This window comes from Winogradskyella marina, assembly GCF_015645385.1.
GTDB classification, from domain to species: Bacteria; Bacteroidota; Bacteroidia; order Flavobacteriales; family Flavobacteriaceae; genus Winogradskyella; species Winogradskyella marina.
Map to the genome: position 1 here is coordinate 14,615 of NZ_JADOET010000006.1, position 14,789 is coordinate 29,403.

Sequence of the window (14,789 nt, forward strand, 5' to 3'; positions counted from 1 at the left end):
ATATTTTCGTAAATTAGAGCTCAAATAACAACTCTAATGCCCGATTTTCCTAATATCATTCTTTATGCCATTCCATTTTTTATATTGGCTATGATATTAGAATTATATGTCACTACAAAACAACACATTAACACCTACGAAACTAAAGATGCCTTCTCATCTATAGCCATGGGATTAGGTAATGTGGTAGTGGGTTTTGCCAGTAAAGCTGTAGTAATATTAGTATTCTTTTGGGTCTATGACAACTTTAGGTTGTTTACAATTCCTGTAGCTTGGTGGTCGTTTTTACTGATATTTTTCGCAGACGACTTTGCCTATTATTGGTTTCATCGTGTGTCGCACGAATGTCGTTTATTTTGGGCATCACATGTGGTTCATCACTCTTCAGAACATTATAATTTAAGTACAGCGTTGCGACAAACCTGGTCTGGTGGCTTTTATACGTTTATATTTTGGCTTTGGTTACCGTTGTTAGGATTTCATCCTGCTATGATATTGTTACAGATGTCTATTAGTTTACTGTATCAATTCTGGATTCATACTGAAGCGATAAACAAAATGCCAAAATGGTTTGAAGCGGTTTTTAATACACCTTCACATCATAGAGTGCATCATGGTAGTAACCCAATTTATTTAGATCGCAATCATGCCGGAATATTGATTATTTGGGATCGATTATTTGGAACATTTCAACCAGAACTAGCTGACGAAAAAGTAACCTATGGTTTAGTTACAAATATTAAAAGCTACAACCCTATTAAAATTGCCTTTATGGAATGGTGGCAACTCTTAAAAGATGCCTTTACAGGAAAAATGTCTTTAAAAGACCGCCTACTCTACCTTTTTAAACCACCAGGTTGGAAACATGATGGAAGTGGTAAAGTTAGCGATGATTTGCGCGATGAATGGTTACGCTCAATGAAAAAGTAAGACCTAGAAAAACAGTAGTTATATGACATTTGAAAATAAAGTTGTTTGGATTACAGGTGCTTCAAGTGGCATTGGTAAAGCCTTAGCGCTACAATTAGCAGAACAGAATTGTAAGTTAATTTTGTCTGCAAGACGTGAAGCCGTATTGTTAGAGGTTAAAGCTAAATGTTCGAATGCTAAATCTATTGAAATTCTTCCTTTTGATTTGGCGGACTATTTAAATATGACTCCAATCGCGGAAAAAGCACTATCATTTTTTGGTCAGGTAGATATCCTTATAAACAATGGTGGTATAAGTCAACGATCATTAATCATTGATACAGACATTTTAGTAGATAAGAAGCTTATGGAGATTGATTACCTCGGTACGATTGCCTTATCTAAAGCCCTATTACCTCATTTTATAGAAAAGCAATCTGGTCATTTTGTTACCGTTACAAGCCTTATGGGTAAATTTAGTTCCCCTTATCGTTCAGCATATTGTGGTGCTAAACATGCCTTGCATGGATTTTTTGATGCTTTGCGATTAGAACATGATAAAAACGCTATAAAAGTCACGATGATTTGCCCGGGTTTTGTAAACACCAATGTGGCTAAAAATGCTTTAACTGGTGATGGTTCTACCCAAAGCACACAAGATAAAGCCACGGAAAACGGATTAGAAGTTTCAGAATTTGCGAAACGAATGCTTAAGGCAATTAAAAAAGAAAAGTTTGAAGCTTATATTGGAAAAAGTGAAACGATGGGAGTTTATCTAAAACGTTTTTTTCCACGATTACTTCACAAGGTTATATTGAAGAGCAACGTGACTTAATTTTACATAGAATTAAATTTCCAATACTTGTTATTTGGTAAAGGTGCTTCAAAAGTGTTTATTTTATTCGTATTTGAATCTTTGTATGAAATTTTCCACGCATGAAGACAAACAGCTAAAGGAAAATAGCTTTCACCAGATCCATATTTATCATCACCAATAATAGGCAATCCAATATGTGCCAATTGTGCTCTTATCTGATGAAATCGTCCTGTTTTTGGCCTTACTTCTAAAAGATAACCATGTTCATTTTGATCAATTACTTTATAAGACAACATACAGTCTAAAGTGCCTTTTGATTTTGATGGCACAATATCTGCTCGTTTTTACTTATTATTTTTCACAAGGAAATTAACTAAGTTGCCCTTGTTTTTTTCAGGTTTATTCTTAACAATGGCTAAGTACGTTTTTCTTACTTTTCTACTACTAAACAACGTATTAAAGGTAACAAGAATACTCTTCTTCTTAGCAAATATAAGCACACCACTTGTGACTCGATCTAAGCGATGAATAACACCAACATAGGGCTTTCGCTTGGTTTTTAAGAAGTGGTCGAACACCTGATTTTCTACGGTATGCTTTTCGTACGGACTTTTTTCAGTAATGAGTCCTGCTGATTTATTAACTACGATATAATCGTTAGTTTCCTCAATAACGTCAAGGTTTGGCATTAATATAGACTTTATTAACGTCGTTTACGTTTCGATTTATATTTCTTTTTTCGACGAGAACCTTTAGAAGCATTAGATTCATAAGACGGAATGGCATCATCAAAAGTGTTTTTCACCGCTTTAAGATTTACACTCTTCCATCCTTTTTCTTTCGTTTCAGGTAACAAAACGTTCAATAAATCTTGTCTACCCACTTTATTCAAGGTCTTTCTAATCCAATCTTTGTTTTCTTTTTTATACCAAAAGAAGAAGCGATGTTGTTCCTCTTTTTCCTTTCTCGATTTTGGTGTTTTCGTCGGTTTCAACGTATAAGGATGATAACCACTATAATAAATAACAGTTGCAACTGTCATTGGTGTTGGTGTAAATCCCTGAACTTGTTCTAACTGAAACCCCATATCTTTTGTTTCGGCAGCCAAATTTGCCATATCTTCCACTTCACAAGCTGGATGATTTGAAATAAAATAAGGTATTAATTGAAGCTTTAGGTTCTTCTTAATATTAATCTTATCAAAACGCTCTTTAAACTTATGGAAATATTTAAACGACGGTTTACGCATTAACTTTAAAACAGGATCAGACGTATGTTCTGGTGCTACTTTTAAGCGACCAGAAATGTGTTTAGTCATTACCTCTTCTGTATAGTCATCTAATTCTTTAGGATCAGCATTTTTATTGAATTCTGGCACTAACATATCATGACGAATTCCACTACCAATAAAGGATTTTTTAATCTTAGGATGACTATCAACAGCCTGATATAATTCCGTTAATGGCTTATGAGAGGTGTCTAAGTTGCTACAAATCACAGGTGAAATACATGAAGGTGCCACACACTTATCGCAAATGGACTGTACTTTTCCTTGCATCTTATACATATTAGCAGAAGGACCACCAATATCTGATAAATAGCCTTTAAAATCTGGCATATTAGCCACTTTATCTACTTCTCTTAAAACAGACTCTTTACTTCTACTCGCAATAAATTTTCCTTGATGGGCAGAAATGGTACAAAAACTACAGCCTCCAAAACAACCACGATGAATATTAATGGAAAATTTAATCATTTCAAACGCAGGAATAGGCCCACGTTTATTATACTTTGGATGTGGTAAACGTGTGTAAGGTAACTCGAAAGACGCATCAATCTCTTCTTCTAACATTGTTGGAAATGGTGGATTTATGACCAGTTTCCGTGTGTTAACATCTTGAAAAATTCGTTTTGCTCTTAATTTATTAGATTCTTGTTCAATCGTTTTAAAGTTCGAAGCGAATTTTTTCTTGTCTTTTAAACAAACTTCATGCGACTGAATTTCGATATCTTCCCAGTTTTTATTCTTAGGAATAGCCTCACCTTTATTTAAAAGAAAGGCCGTTTGCTTTACCGTGGTTAAGCTAGAAAATGGTACTCCCTTTTGTAACAATTCTACAATTTCACGTAAAGGTTGTTCGCCCATTCCGTAAACCAACATATCTGCTTTAGACGTTTCTAAAATGGTTGGCATGAGTTTATCGCTCCAATAATCATAATGCGTAACACGACGTAAAGACGCTTCAATACCACCAATTAAAACAGGAACATCTGGGAATTTTTCTTTTAAAATTTTTGAATACACAGAAGTTGCATAATCAGGTCTAAACCCTTTATCTCCATTTGGTGTGTAAGCATCCTTATCGCGTCGCCTTTTGCTTGCCGTATAATTACTTACCATAGGATCCATACAACCACCAGTAACCGCAAAAAATAATTTTGGGATGCCTAATTTTGTAAAATCTTGTAAGTTATCATTAACACTTGGTTGCGGAACAATGGCAACTTTTAAGCCATAGCTTTCTAAAATTCGGCCAATTACTGCTGGCCCAAATGAAGGATGATCTACATATGCATCTCCACTAAACAGTATAACATCTAGTTCTTTCCAACCACGGATTTTCACTTCCTTGTTTGTTGTTGGTAACCAATCTGTAAGTTTATTCATTTTCATAGTGCTGCAAAGATACAGTTAAATTTGGTTCGTTACTCCACTGTAAAATATTACGACGCTAGATCAAATAAGAGCACGGTAATTTTGAAGTTTTATAACGTCTTTATTGAGTAACTCAGTGGTTTGAAGTCATGCACGTCAGTTTATAAACGTCGAGTAGTTTATCAACCATCATGTTTTCAGAAAAATTAAGATTAGCATGTTGGTATGCTTTTTCCCCCATAACCTTCAATACGTCTGGGTTTAATGTTATTCTTTCAATAATTTTAGCTAATTGAATAGGATTCTCAGATTCAAACAAGTAACCATTTTCACCTTCAATAATTTGATCGTAAGCTCCTTGAATATTTGACCGAATAACAGGTTTTTTCATCATCATGGCTTCTAATGGTACTAAAGGAAAACCTTCTACTCTAGAAGGCAGAATGAGCACATCAATCATATTATAAATATCATTTGGATCTCTAAAAGGAATTAAGGTAACCAGCTCATTCACCTCAGAATCATTAATTAAGTTAGTTAGCCATTCAATATTTCCATCTCCAAGAATGATTAGATGAATTTTTAAGTGTTTACAACGTTCAATGCCTTTGATTAAAATATCAATGCCTTTTCGGTAACTTATGCTACCAACAAATCCCAAAATTAGTCGGTCTTTTGGTATTTTGTTGACTTCCTTTAATCCTCTAACAGCTTGTTCATCTACTACGTTATCCTGCTCTTTTACACCATTAAAAATACGTTTTACTTCATCCTTTTTATAGTTATAATTAGACACTAAATCTCTTTCTAATTCCCTACTGATAGCTATTACATAATCTGCTTTTCTATTAAATATATGCTGAGGAATTTTCATGTTATGATACGTAACAATAAATTTCTTGCCGGTTAAAAACCTATAAATCGCAGCCAAATATGTAGTTACAGGATAATGTGCATGTATAACATCGGGTTTAATTTTATGTAATTGATATAATGCGAACGGAATGACATATAGATATGTAGCTAATTGTCGAAACCGCGTCAGTAATCTAATCTTGCCGTGAAGTGGAAAGGGCAGCTTTACAAATTTAATTCCTTTTGATTTCGCTTTTTCAAATAACCTAATTGCACTATCGTCTTCACCTGGTCCTTTTGATAAGATATTGACCGTATGATCTCTAGCTATAAGATTTTCAGCAACCGCATAAATATGCGTTGTAGAACCTTCAGCTGGTAAATATCTTGCAAAGAAAACAATTTTCATAACGTCTAATTGTTTTTACCATTTTCAGTTTTTGACATGGAACTGAAAAATAACCAATGCGCAGACCACTCAATGATTAGGTCCTCCTATATTTGTCATAATAGCGTTACAACTATAACTCTATATGCTCTCCAATCTCTAACAACATTAAATCCTTATCTTTTTCGAAAAATTTTCGTTTAGCGTCTTCATGATTAATTTCAATATAACCAAAAGTATCGTAGTGGTAACCCAGAATTTTATCACATTCAATAAAATCACTTGCCAGGATAGCATCTTCAACTCCCATTGTAAAATTATCACCAATTGGCAAAATGGCTAAATCGAGTTTAATTTGCAACGGAATTAACTTCATATCCATAGTTAAGGCAGTATCACCAGCGATATAAATGGTTTTGTGTTCTCCTTCAATAATAAATCCGCCAGGTTGACCGCCATAAGATCCATCAGGAAAAGAAGATGAGTGAATGGCATTGACATATTTAAGATTTCCAAATTCAAATTCCCAAGATCCACCATGATTCATTGGGTGACCTTCTAAATCTTTGTTTTGGTAATACGTTGCAATTTCAAAATTAGATACGATTACAGCGCCTGTTCGTTTCGCTATGGCTTCAACATCTAAAATATGATCTTGATGTGCATGCGTAACTAGAATATAATCTGCTTTTAATGAATCTATATCTATCTTAGAAGCTTTTTCATTTCCTGTAATAAAAGGATCGACTAAAATGTGAATATCCTTTATTTGTATGCCTAATGCGGCATGACCATAGAATGTAATTTTCATATCATTATAATTTTAAGGCTAAAATCTCCTTAAAATTAATATAAAATATAACCAACTCCTAAAAGTATTGCCATTAGAAATGTAGATAATGCCAATACCTTTAATTGACTATCAAAATCTTGTGGCAATTTTGCTCGTTTTATTCTTATAACATGAATTAATAAAGGGATAAAAGCAATTAAATATAAAAAATTATAAGGTTCTACATAATACAATAATGAAAACAAAACAGTAACGAACATAGCGCCAATGATAAGCGCAAAATGATACCGTTTAGCACGTTTTTTTCCTAACTTGATTGCTAATGTAATTTTCCCTGCATTCGTATCCGACTCAATGTCTCGCATATTGTTTAAATTCAATACACCAACACTTAATAAACCGACTGAAATCGCTGGTAATATAACGACATGATCTATACTGTGCACAAACAGTAAATAACTACCTAAGGTGCTAACGAGTCCAAAAAAAACAAATACAAAAACATCTCCTAAAGCACGATACCCATAAGGTGAATTACCCATGGTATAATTTAACGCTGCGTAAATTGAAAGTCCAGCAAGCATTATAAACAACAGAATATAAAGAATATTTCCAGGATTAAAAGCATTCCATATAAGCGCCACTGTACATATAATAACCACTATGATATTAAGCTTAATGCCGTCCATCATTTTACCAGGCGAAATAATTCCACTTTGAATTGCACGCATTGGACCTACACGTTCATCATTATCTGTACCTCGCACTCCATCACCATAGTCGTTTGCTAGGTTTGACAGTATTTGTAAACTAATAGTCGTTAAAATAGCAAAGGAGAAAACCCATATGTTAAAACGACCGTTATAATAGGCAAAACATCCACCTAGAATAATTCCTGAAACAGAAAGCGGTAGTGTTCTTAATCGCATAGCACTAAGCCATGGTTTAATTTTATTCATGTAATTAGGTTTAGATTAAGGAATCCATTTTTTAGGAAAGTTCGGCTTCCTCTTTTCTAAAAAGGCATCTCTACCTTCTTTTGCTTCATCTGTCATGTATGCTAATCGTGTAGCTTCACCAGCAAATACTTGTTGGCCTACCATGCCATCATCAGTAAGATTCATGGCAAATTTCAACATTTTTATAGATGTTGGCGATTTCGCTAATATTTCTTGTGCCCATTCATAGGCTGTATCTTCTAATGCTTCGTGAGGAATTACAGCATTTACCATTCCCATGTCATAAGCTTCTTGTGCGGAATAATTTCTACCTAAGAAAAAGATTTCTCTAGCTTTTTTCTGACCTACCATTTTTGCTAAATAAGCAGAACCATAACCTCCATCAAAACTTGTTACGTCGGCATCCGTTTGCTTAAAAATAGCATGTTCTTTACTCGCTAGAGTTAAATCGCAAACCACATGTAAACTATGTCCTCCTCCAACAGCCCAACCTGGCACAACCGCTATTACCGCCTTTGGCATAAAACGAATTAAACGTTGAACTTCTAATATATTTAATCGATGGTAACCATCGTCACCGACATAGCCTTGGTGTCCTCTCGCCTTTTGGTCTCCACCAGAACAAAAACTCCAAATACCATCTTTAGAAGATGGTCCTTCAGCACTTAAAAGAACAACACCAATATTTACATCTTCTCCTGCATCATAAAATGCATCATAAAGTTCTGAAGTTGTTTTTGGTCTAAAAGCATTTCTTATATCTGGTCTATTAAAGGCAATTCTGGCAACACCATTACATTTATGATACGTTATATCTTCATAAGACTTTGCAACTTTCCAATCAATATGGCTCATATCTATCATTGTTTAGAGCGTAAAAATAAGAAATTAATAATAATAAAATGAAGCCTATTTTTTACTTGATTTTACTATGTAACTACAGTATTTTTGCAGCCATAACTTTAATTTATAATGAATTACGACCCTACAATTTATAATAAAGACTATAAATTATATCATATAAACTTAGGAAGAATATTTTTATATAAAGATTATGTTGTGACCGAATTTAAAGAAGGTCTTGATATTAATTTTGAAAACTTTGATGAACTTTCACAGATTATTCTACATAATTTTAAAGATCAGCCTTTTGGTTTTATTGCTAATAGAACCAATTCGTATTCAATAAATCTTAATGATGCTGAGTTATTTAATAAAACATTCACTAATGCAAAAGCCTATGCTATAGTCGCTTACAGCAAGCGTACAGAACGTATTATTGAAATAGAAGATCACTTCTTTAAATTTAATAAAAAAGTATTCAATAATTTTGAAAATGCACTAAATTGGGTTGAGGAAACCTTATCAAAAACAGCATAGAATTTTATCGTAAATGAATACCGTCTTCTTTTATGTCTATCTGGCGCTCCTTATATAATGAACCTATCGCCTTTTTAAAACTTTTTTTACTCATTTGAAGTTGATTCTTAATATCTTCAGGATTGGATTTATCATGAAGTGGTATAAAACCACCATTATCATGTAGTTCATTAAGGATAAACTCTGCATTAGGTTCAATATTTCTATAACCAATTTGATTTAATGAAATATCTAATTTATTATCTGGTCTCACTTTTTTGATAATTCCTTTAAGCCTATCACCAACACTTAAGTCTTTGTAGATATCATCATTAAATACGAGACCTAAATGCGTTTTATTTACAATAACATTCATGCCTAATTCTGAAGGGTGAGAAACAATAAGATCTACCTCGTCAAATTGCTGAACCGTTAATTCTTTATTATCTAAAAAGCTGTTAGTTTTACTAGATGCTACCAAACGTTCAGATTCTTCATCTAAATAGCAGTACACTAAATACCAACCACCAGATTTCATTTTAAAAGCTTGTTCTCTAAAAGGACAAAACAATTCCTTTACCAAACCCCAATCTAAAAAGGCTCCATAATCCGTAATTTGATTACAGCGTAACAAAGCAAAATCACCTTTTTTAATAAAAGGCTGATCTGTAGTGGCTACTGGTCGTTCTTCGTTGTCTAAATAAACAAAAACCTCAATTTTATCACCAATTTCAAAAACTTTTGGCACATATCTATTAGGTAAAAGTACTTCACCGTCTTCACCATCACCTAAAAACAATCCAGGTTCAGTGTCTCTTAATATTTCTAATGTATTGTATTCGCCTAAGTTTATCATAATGCAAAGGTAAATATATTTTTACAAGATATTCTAGGAAATTGAATGGATAGTGAAATATAAAAGCATAAAAAAAGCGCTACAACTTTAAAATTATAACGCTTTACAATATATATAATTCTATTTAAGAATAAATAGCTTCTTTTTTAAAGTGTTTAGTCAATAAGTAGTAAACTACTGCTCTATATTTAGATCTGTTAGAACGGCCATAAGTTTCCATTACAGAATCAATAGCTTTATCTAATTCAGCACCTTCTGTTAAACCTAATTTCTTAATTAAAAAGTTATTCTTTACAGTTGCTAATTCTTTTTCATCTGAACCAGAAACTGTTGATGAGTCTGCATTATAAATTGAAGGACCTAAACCTACAGTTACTTTAGTTAATAAATCCATATCTGGATTCACACCACATTTGTCTTTTAAATCTGCCGCATACTTTACGATTAAATCATCTCTTTTACTCATTTTTATATTTGTTTTAAGTTAATAAATTATCCCCTTAAAGGTACTAATTTTTAGACACAATTAAAATCGAAAAGTCACATCTTTACTATTTTTTATCTTTTTATTTGATAAACTTAAAAAAATCTATAAGAATCTTATCATTACTGCGAGATGGTGTAAAAATCTCTAATAGCTTCGGATTTTTATTTCCTTTATAAAACGATTCTAATTGTAAGTCTAAATCTTGTTCGTTATTAGCTGAAACATATTCAAAACCATACATATCACATAATTGCTTGGCAGATAAGTGATGTTTGGTCTCAAAAAAGCGATCAAAATTTTCTGTGTTTTTATCACCTGGTAAAATCCTGAAGATGCCACCTCCTTCATTATTTATTACAATAATTCGAAACGTTTTTGGGATGTAATTATTCCAAAGTGCATTACTATCGTAAAAGAAACTTAAATCTCCTGTAATTAACGTCGTTCGTTTTTCGGCTACAATAGACGAGCCAATTGCTGTGCTCGTACTCCCATCAATACCACTTGTACCTCTATTACAAAACACATCGATACTTTTTGGTAATTGAAACAACTGCGTATAGCGAATGGCAGAACTATTACCTACTTGAAGCTGACTCTGTTTTGGAATGCTTTTTATAATTGTATTAAATACCTTAAAATCTGAAAACGGAAGCTTTTGTATATATTCCTCTTGTAGTTTTCGTCGTTTTTGGCGTACTGTAAGCCACGAGCTTTTATATGTACTTTTTGTATGATGTGTTACTTGAGGTAAAAAGGTGCTTAAAAAGGTGTTTGGTCGCAATTTTATATGCTTTTCTAAACAGAAAAAAGTATCATTTGCGCGTGTTAATCCAACGTGACAATGAAACTCGGGTTTATAAGTTCTTAAAAATGCTTTTATCTTTTTTGATACAATTAAACCTCCAAACGTGATTAATAGATCTGGTTGAAGTGCTTTAAAATCATCATCATTTAAAGGTGCAATTAATTTATCTATTCCTGGAAAAAAGTCGGGATGATGTAGATTAGATGTTGTTTCTGTTAAAACGATAATACTGTCATCGTCCGCAATTTCTTGAATCCATTGTGCTTCAATAGAATTAGGTTGTAAAACACCAACTAATATCATTTTTCGTTTCGCACTATGCCAGACATCTAATAAACTTTTAATTTCAAAACGATCTATCTTTTCTTCTCTATTTTGAAGTTTAAAAGGTTTCGGATTTATAAATAATTCCGTTGTTGTATCGTACAAAGGTTCATCAAACGGACAATTAATATGAACTGGTCCTGAGTTTAATTTTGAAATTGTAAGTGCATCATGAATTTCAGATTCATTATGTGTTTGAATATCTTTTTGTAGCCCTAAAAAACGTTCTAGTTTATTCTCAATACTTTTAAGGATTGGCCTTTCGTTTTCTAAAATAGCATTTTCACCTTCTTTTAAGTCTAGTTTTAGATGGGCATTATACAATACATGTTCTCCATAAACATTTTTTTGTTTTATAGTTTGTCCATCTCCAATATCTAAAAGGTGTTTAGGCCTATCTGCAGATATTACTACCAATGGAATATTGCTGTAATAAGCCTCTGATAGTGCTGGGTAATAATTTAACAGCGCACTACCCGAAGTACACACTACAGCCACCGGTTCTTGTAGTTGTTGAGCAATTCCTAGAGCAAAAAATGCAGCACAACGTTCATCAACTATACTGTAGCACTTAAAAAAATCGTCGTGTGTAAAACCAATAGTTAAAGGTGCGTTTCTACTACCAGGTGAAATAATAATATGCTTTACGTTATGTGTTTTACACAACGTCACTATGGTTTGTGATAAGGGTATTTTTGAATATATCATAGGCTCAACATCCAACTAGTAATGGATGGTGTTCATTTTTTCGAAAATTAATATTTTTTTATTCTAAAACCGTACTTATTGTTTTTGTTTTATTCACCGTTTCCTCCCATTCGTGTTCTGGGTTAGACCCTTTAGTAATACCACCTCCAACATAGATTTTAGCGGTAGATTCTTTGAGTTGCATACAACGTAGATTCACATAAAAGTTAGATTGCGTTTTTATCACAGCGTATGCATTGTTTTCAACATTACGCCTATTTGTATTTCTAGTTGTGGCTTGTTTTAAGTTTAATTCACCTAAGAAGCCAGTATAGTAATCTCTGTTATAGTTTTCATGTTGAAGAATAAAATCTTTTGCTTTTGCCTTTGGAAATCCACAAACAGCTGGTGTTGGATGCAAAGCGTCTATAATTGATTTTAAATCCGATGCGTCTTTAATTAAACTCGTTATTTTGGTTTTAAGGTGTAGTAAACTTCCTGCTTTAACTGTATCAACCTCAGATACATTAATTTGCTCTGTGTATGGTTGTATTTGTTCTGTAATATAATCAGTTACAATTTGCTGTTCTTCAAATTCTTTAGGTGTCCATTTTACGGTTTCATTTGCGTTAAAAGGCTGCGTACCAGCTAAAGCTATAGTGGTGAGTCGTTTGCCTTCCACTTTAAATAACAATTCTGGTGTGGCACCAATCCAGAGTCCTACTTTAGGATGAAACCAACAATAGACCATTGCATTTTTATACGCATTAAAAAGATGTTTAAATATGCTTATTGGATTAGTATCTTGAAGTGCTTTTTTTTCACATCGTGACAAAACCACTTTTTGTAAATCGGTATGCTCAATACTATTAATACCTTTTGAAACTAATTCAATATGTTGAAGTCTTTCTGTTGAATTCGGCTGAATCTCAGATGTTGTAAAAGGTTGTGTTTCTAAATCACGACATTCAATTTCTGAATATGAACAATTATCTTTGGGAAAAAGAATACTGTTTTCTTCGAGATTAAAAGGCGCAAATACAAAACCACTTTCTGAAAAATCTTTGGTATGATGAAGCTTTTCATCGTGTTGCAACCAACATTTAATTACAGCATTTATAGGTCTACTGTAAACTACAAATGGTAATTGATTTGCATACTGAATTTCTATAGCTTCAAAAAATGAAAACTCATCCATTCTTTACTTCTTTTTTGGCAGAGAAATAGTAGACAGTCTACATATGGAAATTAAATTATCGGCATCGTCCGTAACTCTGATATCTAAAAGTTGTGTGGTTCTTCCTTTGTGTAAAAAAGTGGCTTTGGCATAAATAAATCCTTCACTAATACTTTTAAGGTGGTTTGCAGTGATTTCTATGCCTCTAACAAAATAATTTTCTATATCGGTAAAAATATGTGATGCAAAACTACCTACACTTTCTGCCAAAGCTGCCGTTGCACCTCCATGTAAAACACCATCTGGCTGATGAACTTTTGGTGTCACTGGCATCCTAGCAACTAAAAAATCATCTCCATAATCAACAATTTCAATACTTAGGGTTTCCAATAAGGTATTTTTACTAGCTTCGTTTAGCTTAGCCATATATTCTTTCTTAGATAATTGCATAGAATACTGTAATTTTAGACCGTTATAAATTTTGTAATCGTAAACAAAGATACAGAAACCACTTAGAAAAAATGATTCCAGACGAGAAAGAAATATCATATAAAACCAGTAACTCCTACTCTACTTTAAATACCCTCACAGAACATACAAAAACGGTTTGGTTGGTCTGTCATGGCATGGGGTATTTAAGTCGTTATTTTTTAAGATACTTTAAAGCGTTAAATGCCGAAGAGAATTATATTATTGCTCCTCAGGCTCCGAGTAAGTATTACATTCAACCTAAAATGCATGTTGGTGCCAATTGGCTCACAAGAGTAGACACTGAAGCTGGAATTGAAAATATTATAAACTATTTAGACGCCGTTTTAGAGGCAGAACAAATTCCTAAGGCTATTAACTTTATCGTTTTTGGATATTCTCAAGGTGTGAGTGTGGCTATGCGCTATTTGGCGAGACGTCAACTTCATTGTTCGCAAGTTGTACTGCATTCGGGCGCAATTCCTATTGAATTAACTGGTAAAGATTTTGAGTATTTGTCTCATAATACAAAAGTGAAAATGATTTACGGAACTGAAGATGAATATTTGGATGAGAATAGAATTCAATTAGAAACAGATAAAGCACGTTCTATTTTTGGCAAGAAATTGACTATACTTCCTTTTGAAGGAAAGCATGTGGTTAATGTAGATTATGTCAATGATTTAGTCAGCTAAGAAAGTTAGATGTAATCATTCTACAAAATGAAGAATTGTAGCAAAACACCTAATTTACTTAAGTGTCTCGATACAATTTTCTCTAATTTAATTTTTAAAGATAGATTTTAAGACTTCTGTAAAGTTTTATTTTTATCCTTTAATATGGCTAATTGCTTTTCTAAAAATGTAATGGCTTGTTCTGTTTTGTAACTCGATTTTGAAGCAAAATCTTCTAGATCTTGTTTAAACTTGTCTTTACCAGAAGATGCCGCTTTAGATAAGTCTTCCTTTACCTCACTAAAATCGCTAGTCAATTGATCTTTAATCACCTTACCTTCTTTTTTTAACTTGTCTCTTGTTACACTTCCTTTATCTGGTGCTAACAAAACGCCAGCTGCTGCTCCAATTAATGCTCCTAATACAAATGTTCCTTTATTAATCATAACTTTTTTCTTTTTAATTAAACGTGTTTATTTATAGGTCGTGAAACATACAGTTTTGTTACAAACAACTTCAATACCATACTGTTATGTAGATTTTATAAATTTCGAATTTGTTTATAATCGTTA

Annotated in this window: 15 protein-coding genes and 1 pseudogene; 4 read left to right on the forward strand and 12 right to left on the reverse strand. The window is 32.9% G+C overall.

The features are described from left to right. Positions 1-36 precede the first annotated feature (36 nt). Both ITJ86_RS08395 and ITJ86_RS08400 read left to right on the forward strand, forming a co-directional pair. Complete coding sequence (locus ITJ86_RS08395) at positions 37-930, forward strand: sterol desaturase family protein (RefSeq protein ID WP_195871193.1); 894 nt, start codon at positions 37-39, stop codon at positions 928-930. A 22-nt stretch (positions 931-952) separates the two neighbouring features. Beyond that, entirely contained in the window at positions 953-1,744 is a 792-nt protein-coding gene (locus ITJ86_RS08400; RefSeq protein WP_195871194.1) for an SDR family oxidoreductase, read from the forward strand. Between the two features lie 2 nt (positions 1,745-1,746). Here ITJ86_RS08400 and ITJ86_RS17620 read toward each other — a convergent pair. The 6 genes and pseudogenes from ITJ86_RS17620 to ITJ86_RS08430 form a co-directional block, all read right to left on the reverse strand. Further along, positions 1,747-2,415 (reverse strand): annotated as a pseudogene (locus tag ITJ86_RS17620) (RluA family pseudouridine synthase). 14 nt (positions 2,416-2,429) lie between these two features. Continuing rightward, positions 2,430-4,400: a YgiQ family radical SAM protein gene (locus tag ITJ86_RS08410; RefSeq protein WP_195871195.1), complete on the reverse strand. Its 1,971-nt coding sequence runs from the start codon at positions 4,398-4,400 to the stop codon at positions 2,430-2,432. A gap of 115 nt (positions 4,401-4,515) precedes the next feature. Beyond that, entirely contained in the window at positions 4,516-5,646 is a 1,131-nt protein-coding gene (locus ITJ86_RS08415; protein WP_195871196.1) for a glycosyltransferase family 4 protein, read from the reverse strand. Between the two features lie 112 nt (positions 5,647-5,758). Continuing rightward, positions 5,759-6,436 carry a metal-dependent hydrolase gene (locus ITJ86_RS08420; protein ID WP_195871197.1) on the reverse strand — a complete coding sequence of 226 codons (678 nt, stop codon included), beginning with the start codon at positions 6,434-6,436 and terminating at the stop codon, positions 5,759-5,761. 35 nt (positions 6,437-6,471) lie between these two features. Beyond that, positions 6,472-7,377, reverse strand: coding sequence for a 1,4-dihydroxy-2-naphthoate octaprenyltransferase (gene menA / locus ITJ86_RS08425; protein WP_195871198.1), 906 nt, complete (start codon positions 7,375-7,377; stop codon positions 6,472-6,474). 15 nt (positions 7,378-7,392) lie between these two features. Continuing rightward, a complete protein-coding gene (locus ITJ86_RS08430; RefSeq protein ID WP_195871199.1) occupies positions 7,393-8,232 on the reverse strand; it encodes a 1,4-dihydroxy-2-naphthoyl-CoA synthase in 840 nt (279 codons plus the stop codon). 117 nt (positions 8,233-8,349) lie between these two features. On the opposite strand from ITJ86_RS08430, the gene ITJ86_RS08435 reads away from it, so the two are divergent. Beyond that, positions 8,350-8,757: a hypothetical protein gene (locus ITJ86_RS08435; protein ID WP_195871200.1), complete on the forward strand. Its 408-nt coding sequence runs from the start codon at positions 8,350-8,352 to the stop codon at positions 8,755-8,757. A gap of 4 nt (positions 8,758-8,761) precedes the next feature. Here ITJ86_RS08435 and ITJ86_RS08440 read toward each other — a convergent pair whose 3' ends face one another. The 5 genes from ITJ86_RS08440 to ITJ86_RS08460 form a co-directional block, all read right to left on the reverse strand. Then, the gene (locus tag ITJ86_RS08440) at positions 8,762-9,592 is read right to left on the reverse strand and encodes a CvfB family protein (protein WP_195871201.1); all 831 of its coding nucleotides are present in this window, start codon (positions 9,590-9,592) and stop codon (positions 8,762-8,764) included. Between the two features lie 124 nt (positions 9,593-9,716). After that, positions 9,717-10,058: a DUF2853 family protein gene (locus ITJ86_RS08445; RefSeq protein WP_195871202.1), complete on the reverse strand. Its 342-nt coding sequence runs from the start codon at positions 10,056-10,058 to the stop codon at positions 9,717-9,719. 100 nt (positions 10,059-10,158) lie between these two features. Next, positions 10,159-11,919 (reverse strand): 2-succinyl-5-enolpyruvyl-6-hydroxy-3-cyclohexene-1-carboxylic-acid synthase, encoded by a 1,761-nt coding sequence (menD, locus tag ITJ86_RS08450; RefSeq protein ID WP_195871203.1) that lies wholly within the window; start codon positions 11,917-11,919, stop codon positions 10,159-10,161. Positions 11,920-11,977: 58 nt separating this feature from the next. Next, positions 11,978-13,096, reverse strand: coding sequence for a chorismate-binding protein (locus ITJ86_RS08455; RefSeq protein ID WP_195871204.1), 1,119 nt, complete (start codon positions 13,094-13,096; stop codon positions 11,978-11,980). 3 nt (positions 13,097-13,099) lie between these two features. After that, positions 13,100-13,525 (reverse strand): PaaI family thioesterase, encoded by a 426-nt coding sequence (locus ITJ86_RS08460; protein WP_195871205.1) that lies wholly within the window; start codon positions 13,523-13,525, stop codon positions 13,100-13,102. 71 nt (positions 13,526-13,596) lie between these two features. Here ITJ86_RS08460 and ITJ86_RS08465 point away from each other — a divergent pair, with 71 nt between their 5' ends. After that, entirely contained in the window at positions 13,597-14,238 is a 642-nt protein-coding gene (locus ITJ86_RS08465; protein WP_195871206.1) for an alpha/beta hydrolase, read from the forward strand. A 107-nt stretch (positions 14,239-14,345) separates the two neighbouring features. Here the strand turns inward: ITJ86_RS08465 and ITJ86_RS08470 are convergent, their stop codons facing one another. Beyond that, complete coding sequence (locus tag ITJ86_RS08470; protein WP_195871207.1) at positions 14,346-14,663, reverse strand: YtxH domain-containing protein; 318 nt, start codon at positions 14,661-14,663, stop codon at positions 14,346-14,348. Between the last annotated feature and the right edge of the window lie 126 nt (positions 14,664-14,789).

Bases quoted from the DNA above. Each gene is read 5' to 3' on its own strand.
- ITJ86_RS08395 (WP_195871193.1), top strand. From the start codon at position 37: ATGCCCGATTTTCCTAATATCATTCTTTATGCCATTCCATTTTTTATA.
- ITJ86_RS08400 (WP_195871194.1), top strand. From the start codon at position 953: ATGACATTTGAAAATAAAGTTGTTTGGATTACAGGTGCTTCAAGTGGC.
- ITJ86_RS08410 (WP_195871195.1), bottom strand. From the start codon at position 4,400: ATGAAAATGAATAAACTTACAGATTGGTTACCAACAACAAACAAGGAA.
- ITJ86_RS08415 (WP_195871196.1), bottom strand. From the start codon at position 5,646: ATGAAAATTGTTTTCTTTGCAAGATATTTACCAGCTGAAGGTTCTACA.
- ITJ86_RS08420 (WP_195871197.1), bottom strand. From the start codon at position 6,436: ATGAAAATTACATTCTATGGTCATGCCGCATTAGGCATACAAATAAAG.
- menA (WP_195871198.1), bottom strand. From the start codon at position 7,377: ATGAATAAAATTAAACCATGGCTTAGTGCTATGCGATTAAGAACACTA.
- ITJ86_RS08430 (WP_195871199.1), bottom strand. From the start codon at position 8,232: ATGAGCCATATTGATTGGAAAGTTGCAAAGTCTTATGAAGATATAACG.
- ITJ86_RS08435 (WP_195871200.1), top strand. From the start codon at position 8,350: ATGAATTACGACCCTACAATTTATAATAAAGACTATAAATTATATCAT.
- ITJ86_RS08440 (WP_195871201.1), bottom strand. From the start codon at position 9,592: ATGATAAACTTAGGCGAATACAATACATTAGAAATATTAAGAGACACT.
- ITJ86_RS08445 (WP_195871202.1), bottom strand. From the start codon at position 10,058: ATGAGTAAAAGAGATGATTTAATCGTAAAGTATGCGGCAGATTTAAAA.
- menD (WP_195871203.1), bottom strand. From the start codon at position 11,919: ATGATATATTCAAAAATACCCTTATCACAAACCATAGTGACGTTGTGT.
- ITJ86_RS08455 (WP_195871204.1), bottom strand. From the start codon at position 13,096: ATGGATGAGTTTTCATTTTTTGAAGCTATAGAAATTCAGTATGCAAAT.
- ITJ86_RS08460 (WP_195871205.1), bottom strand. From the start codon at position 13,525: ATGCAATTATCTAAGAAAGAATATATGGCTAAGCTAAACGAAGCTAGT.
- ITJ86_RS08465 (WP_195871206.1), top strand. From the start codon at position 13,597: ATGATTCCAGACGAGAAAGAAATATCATATAAAACCAGTAACTCCTAC.
- ITJ86_RS08470 (WP_195871207.1), bottom strand. From the start codon at position 14,663: ATGATTAATAAAGGAACATTTGTATTAGGAGCATTAATTGGAGCAGCA.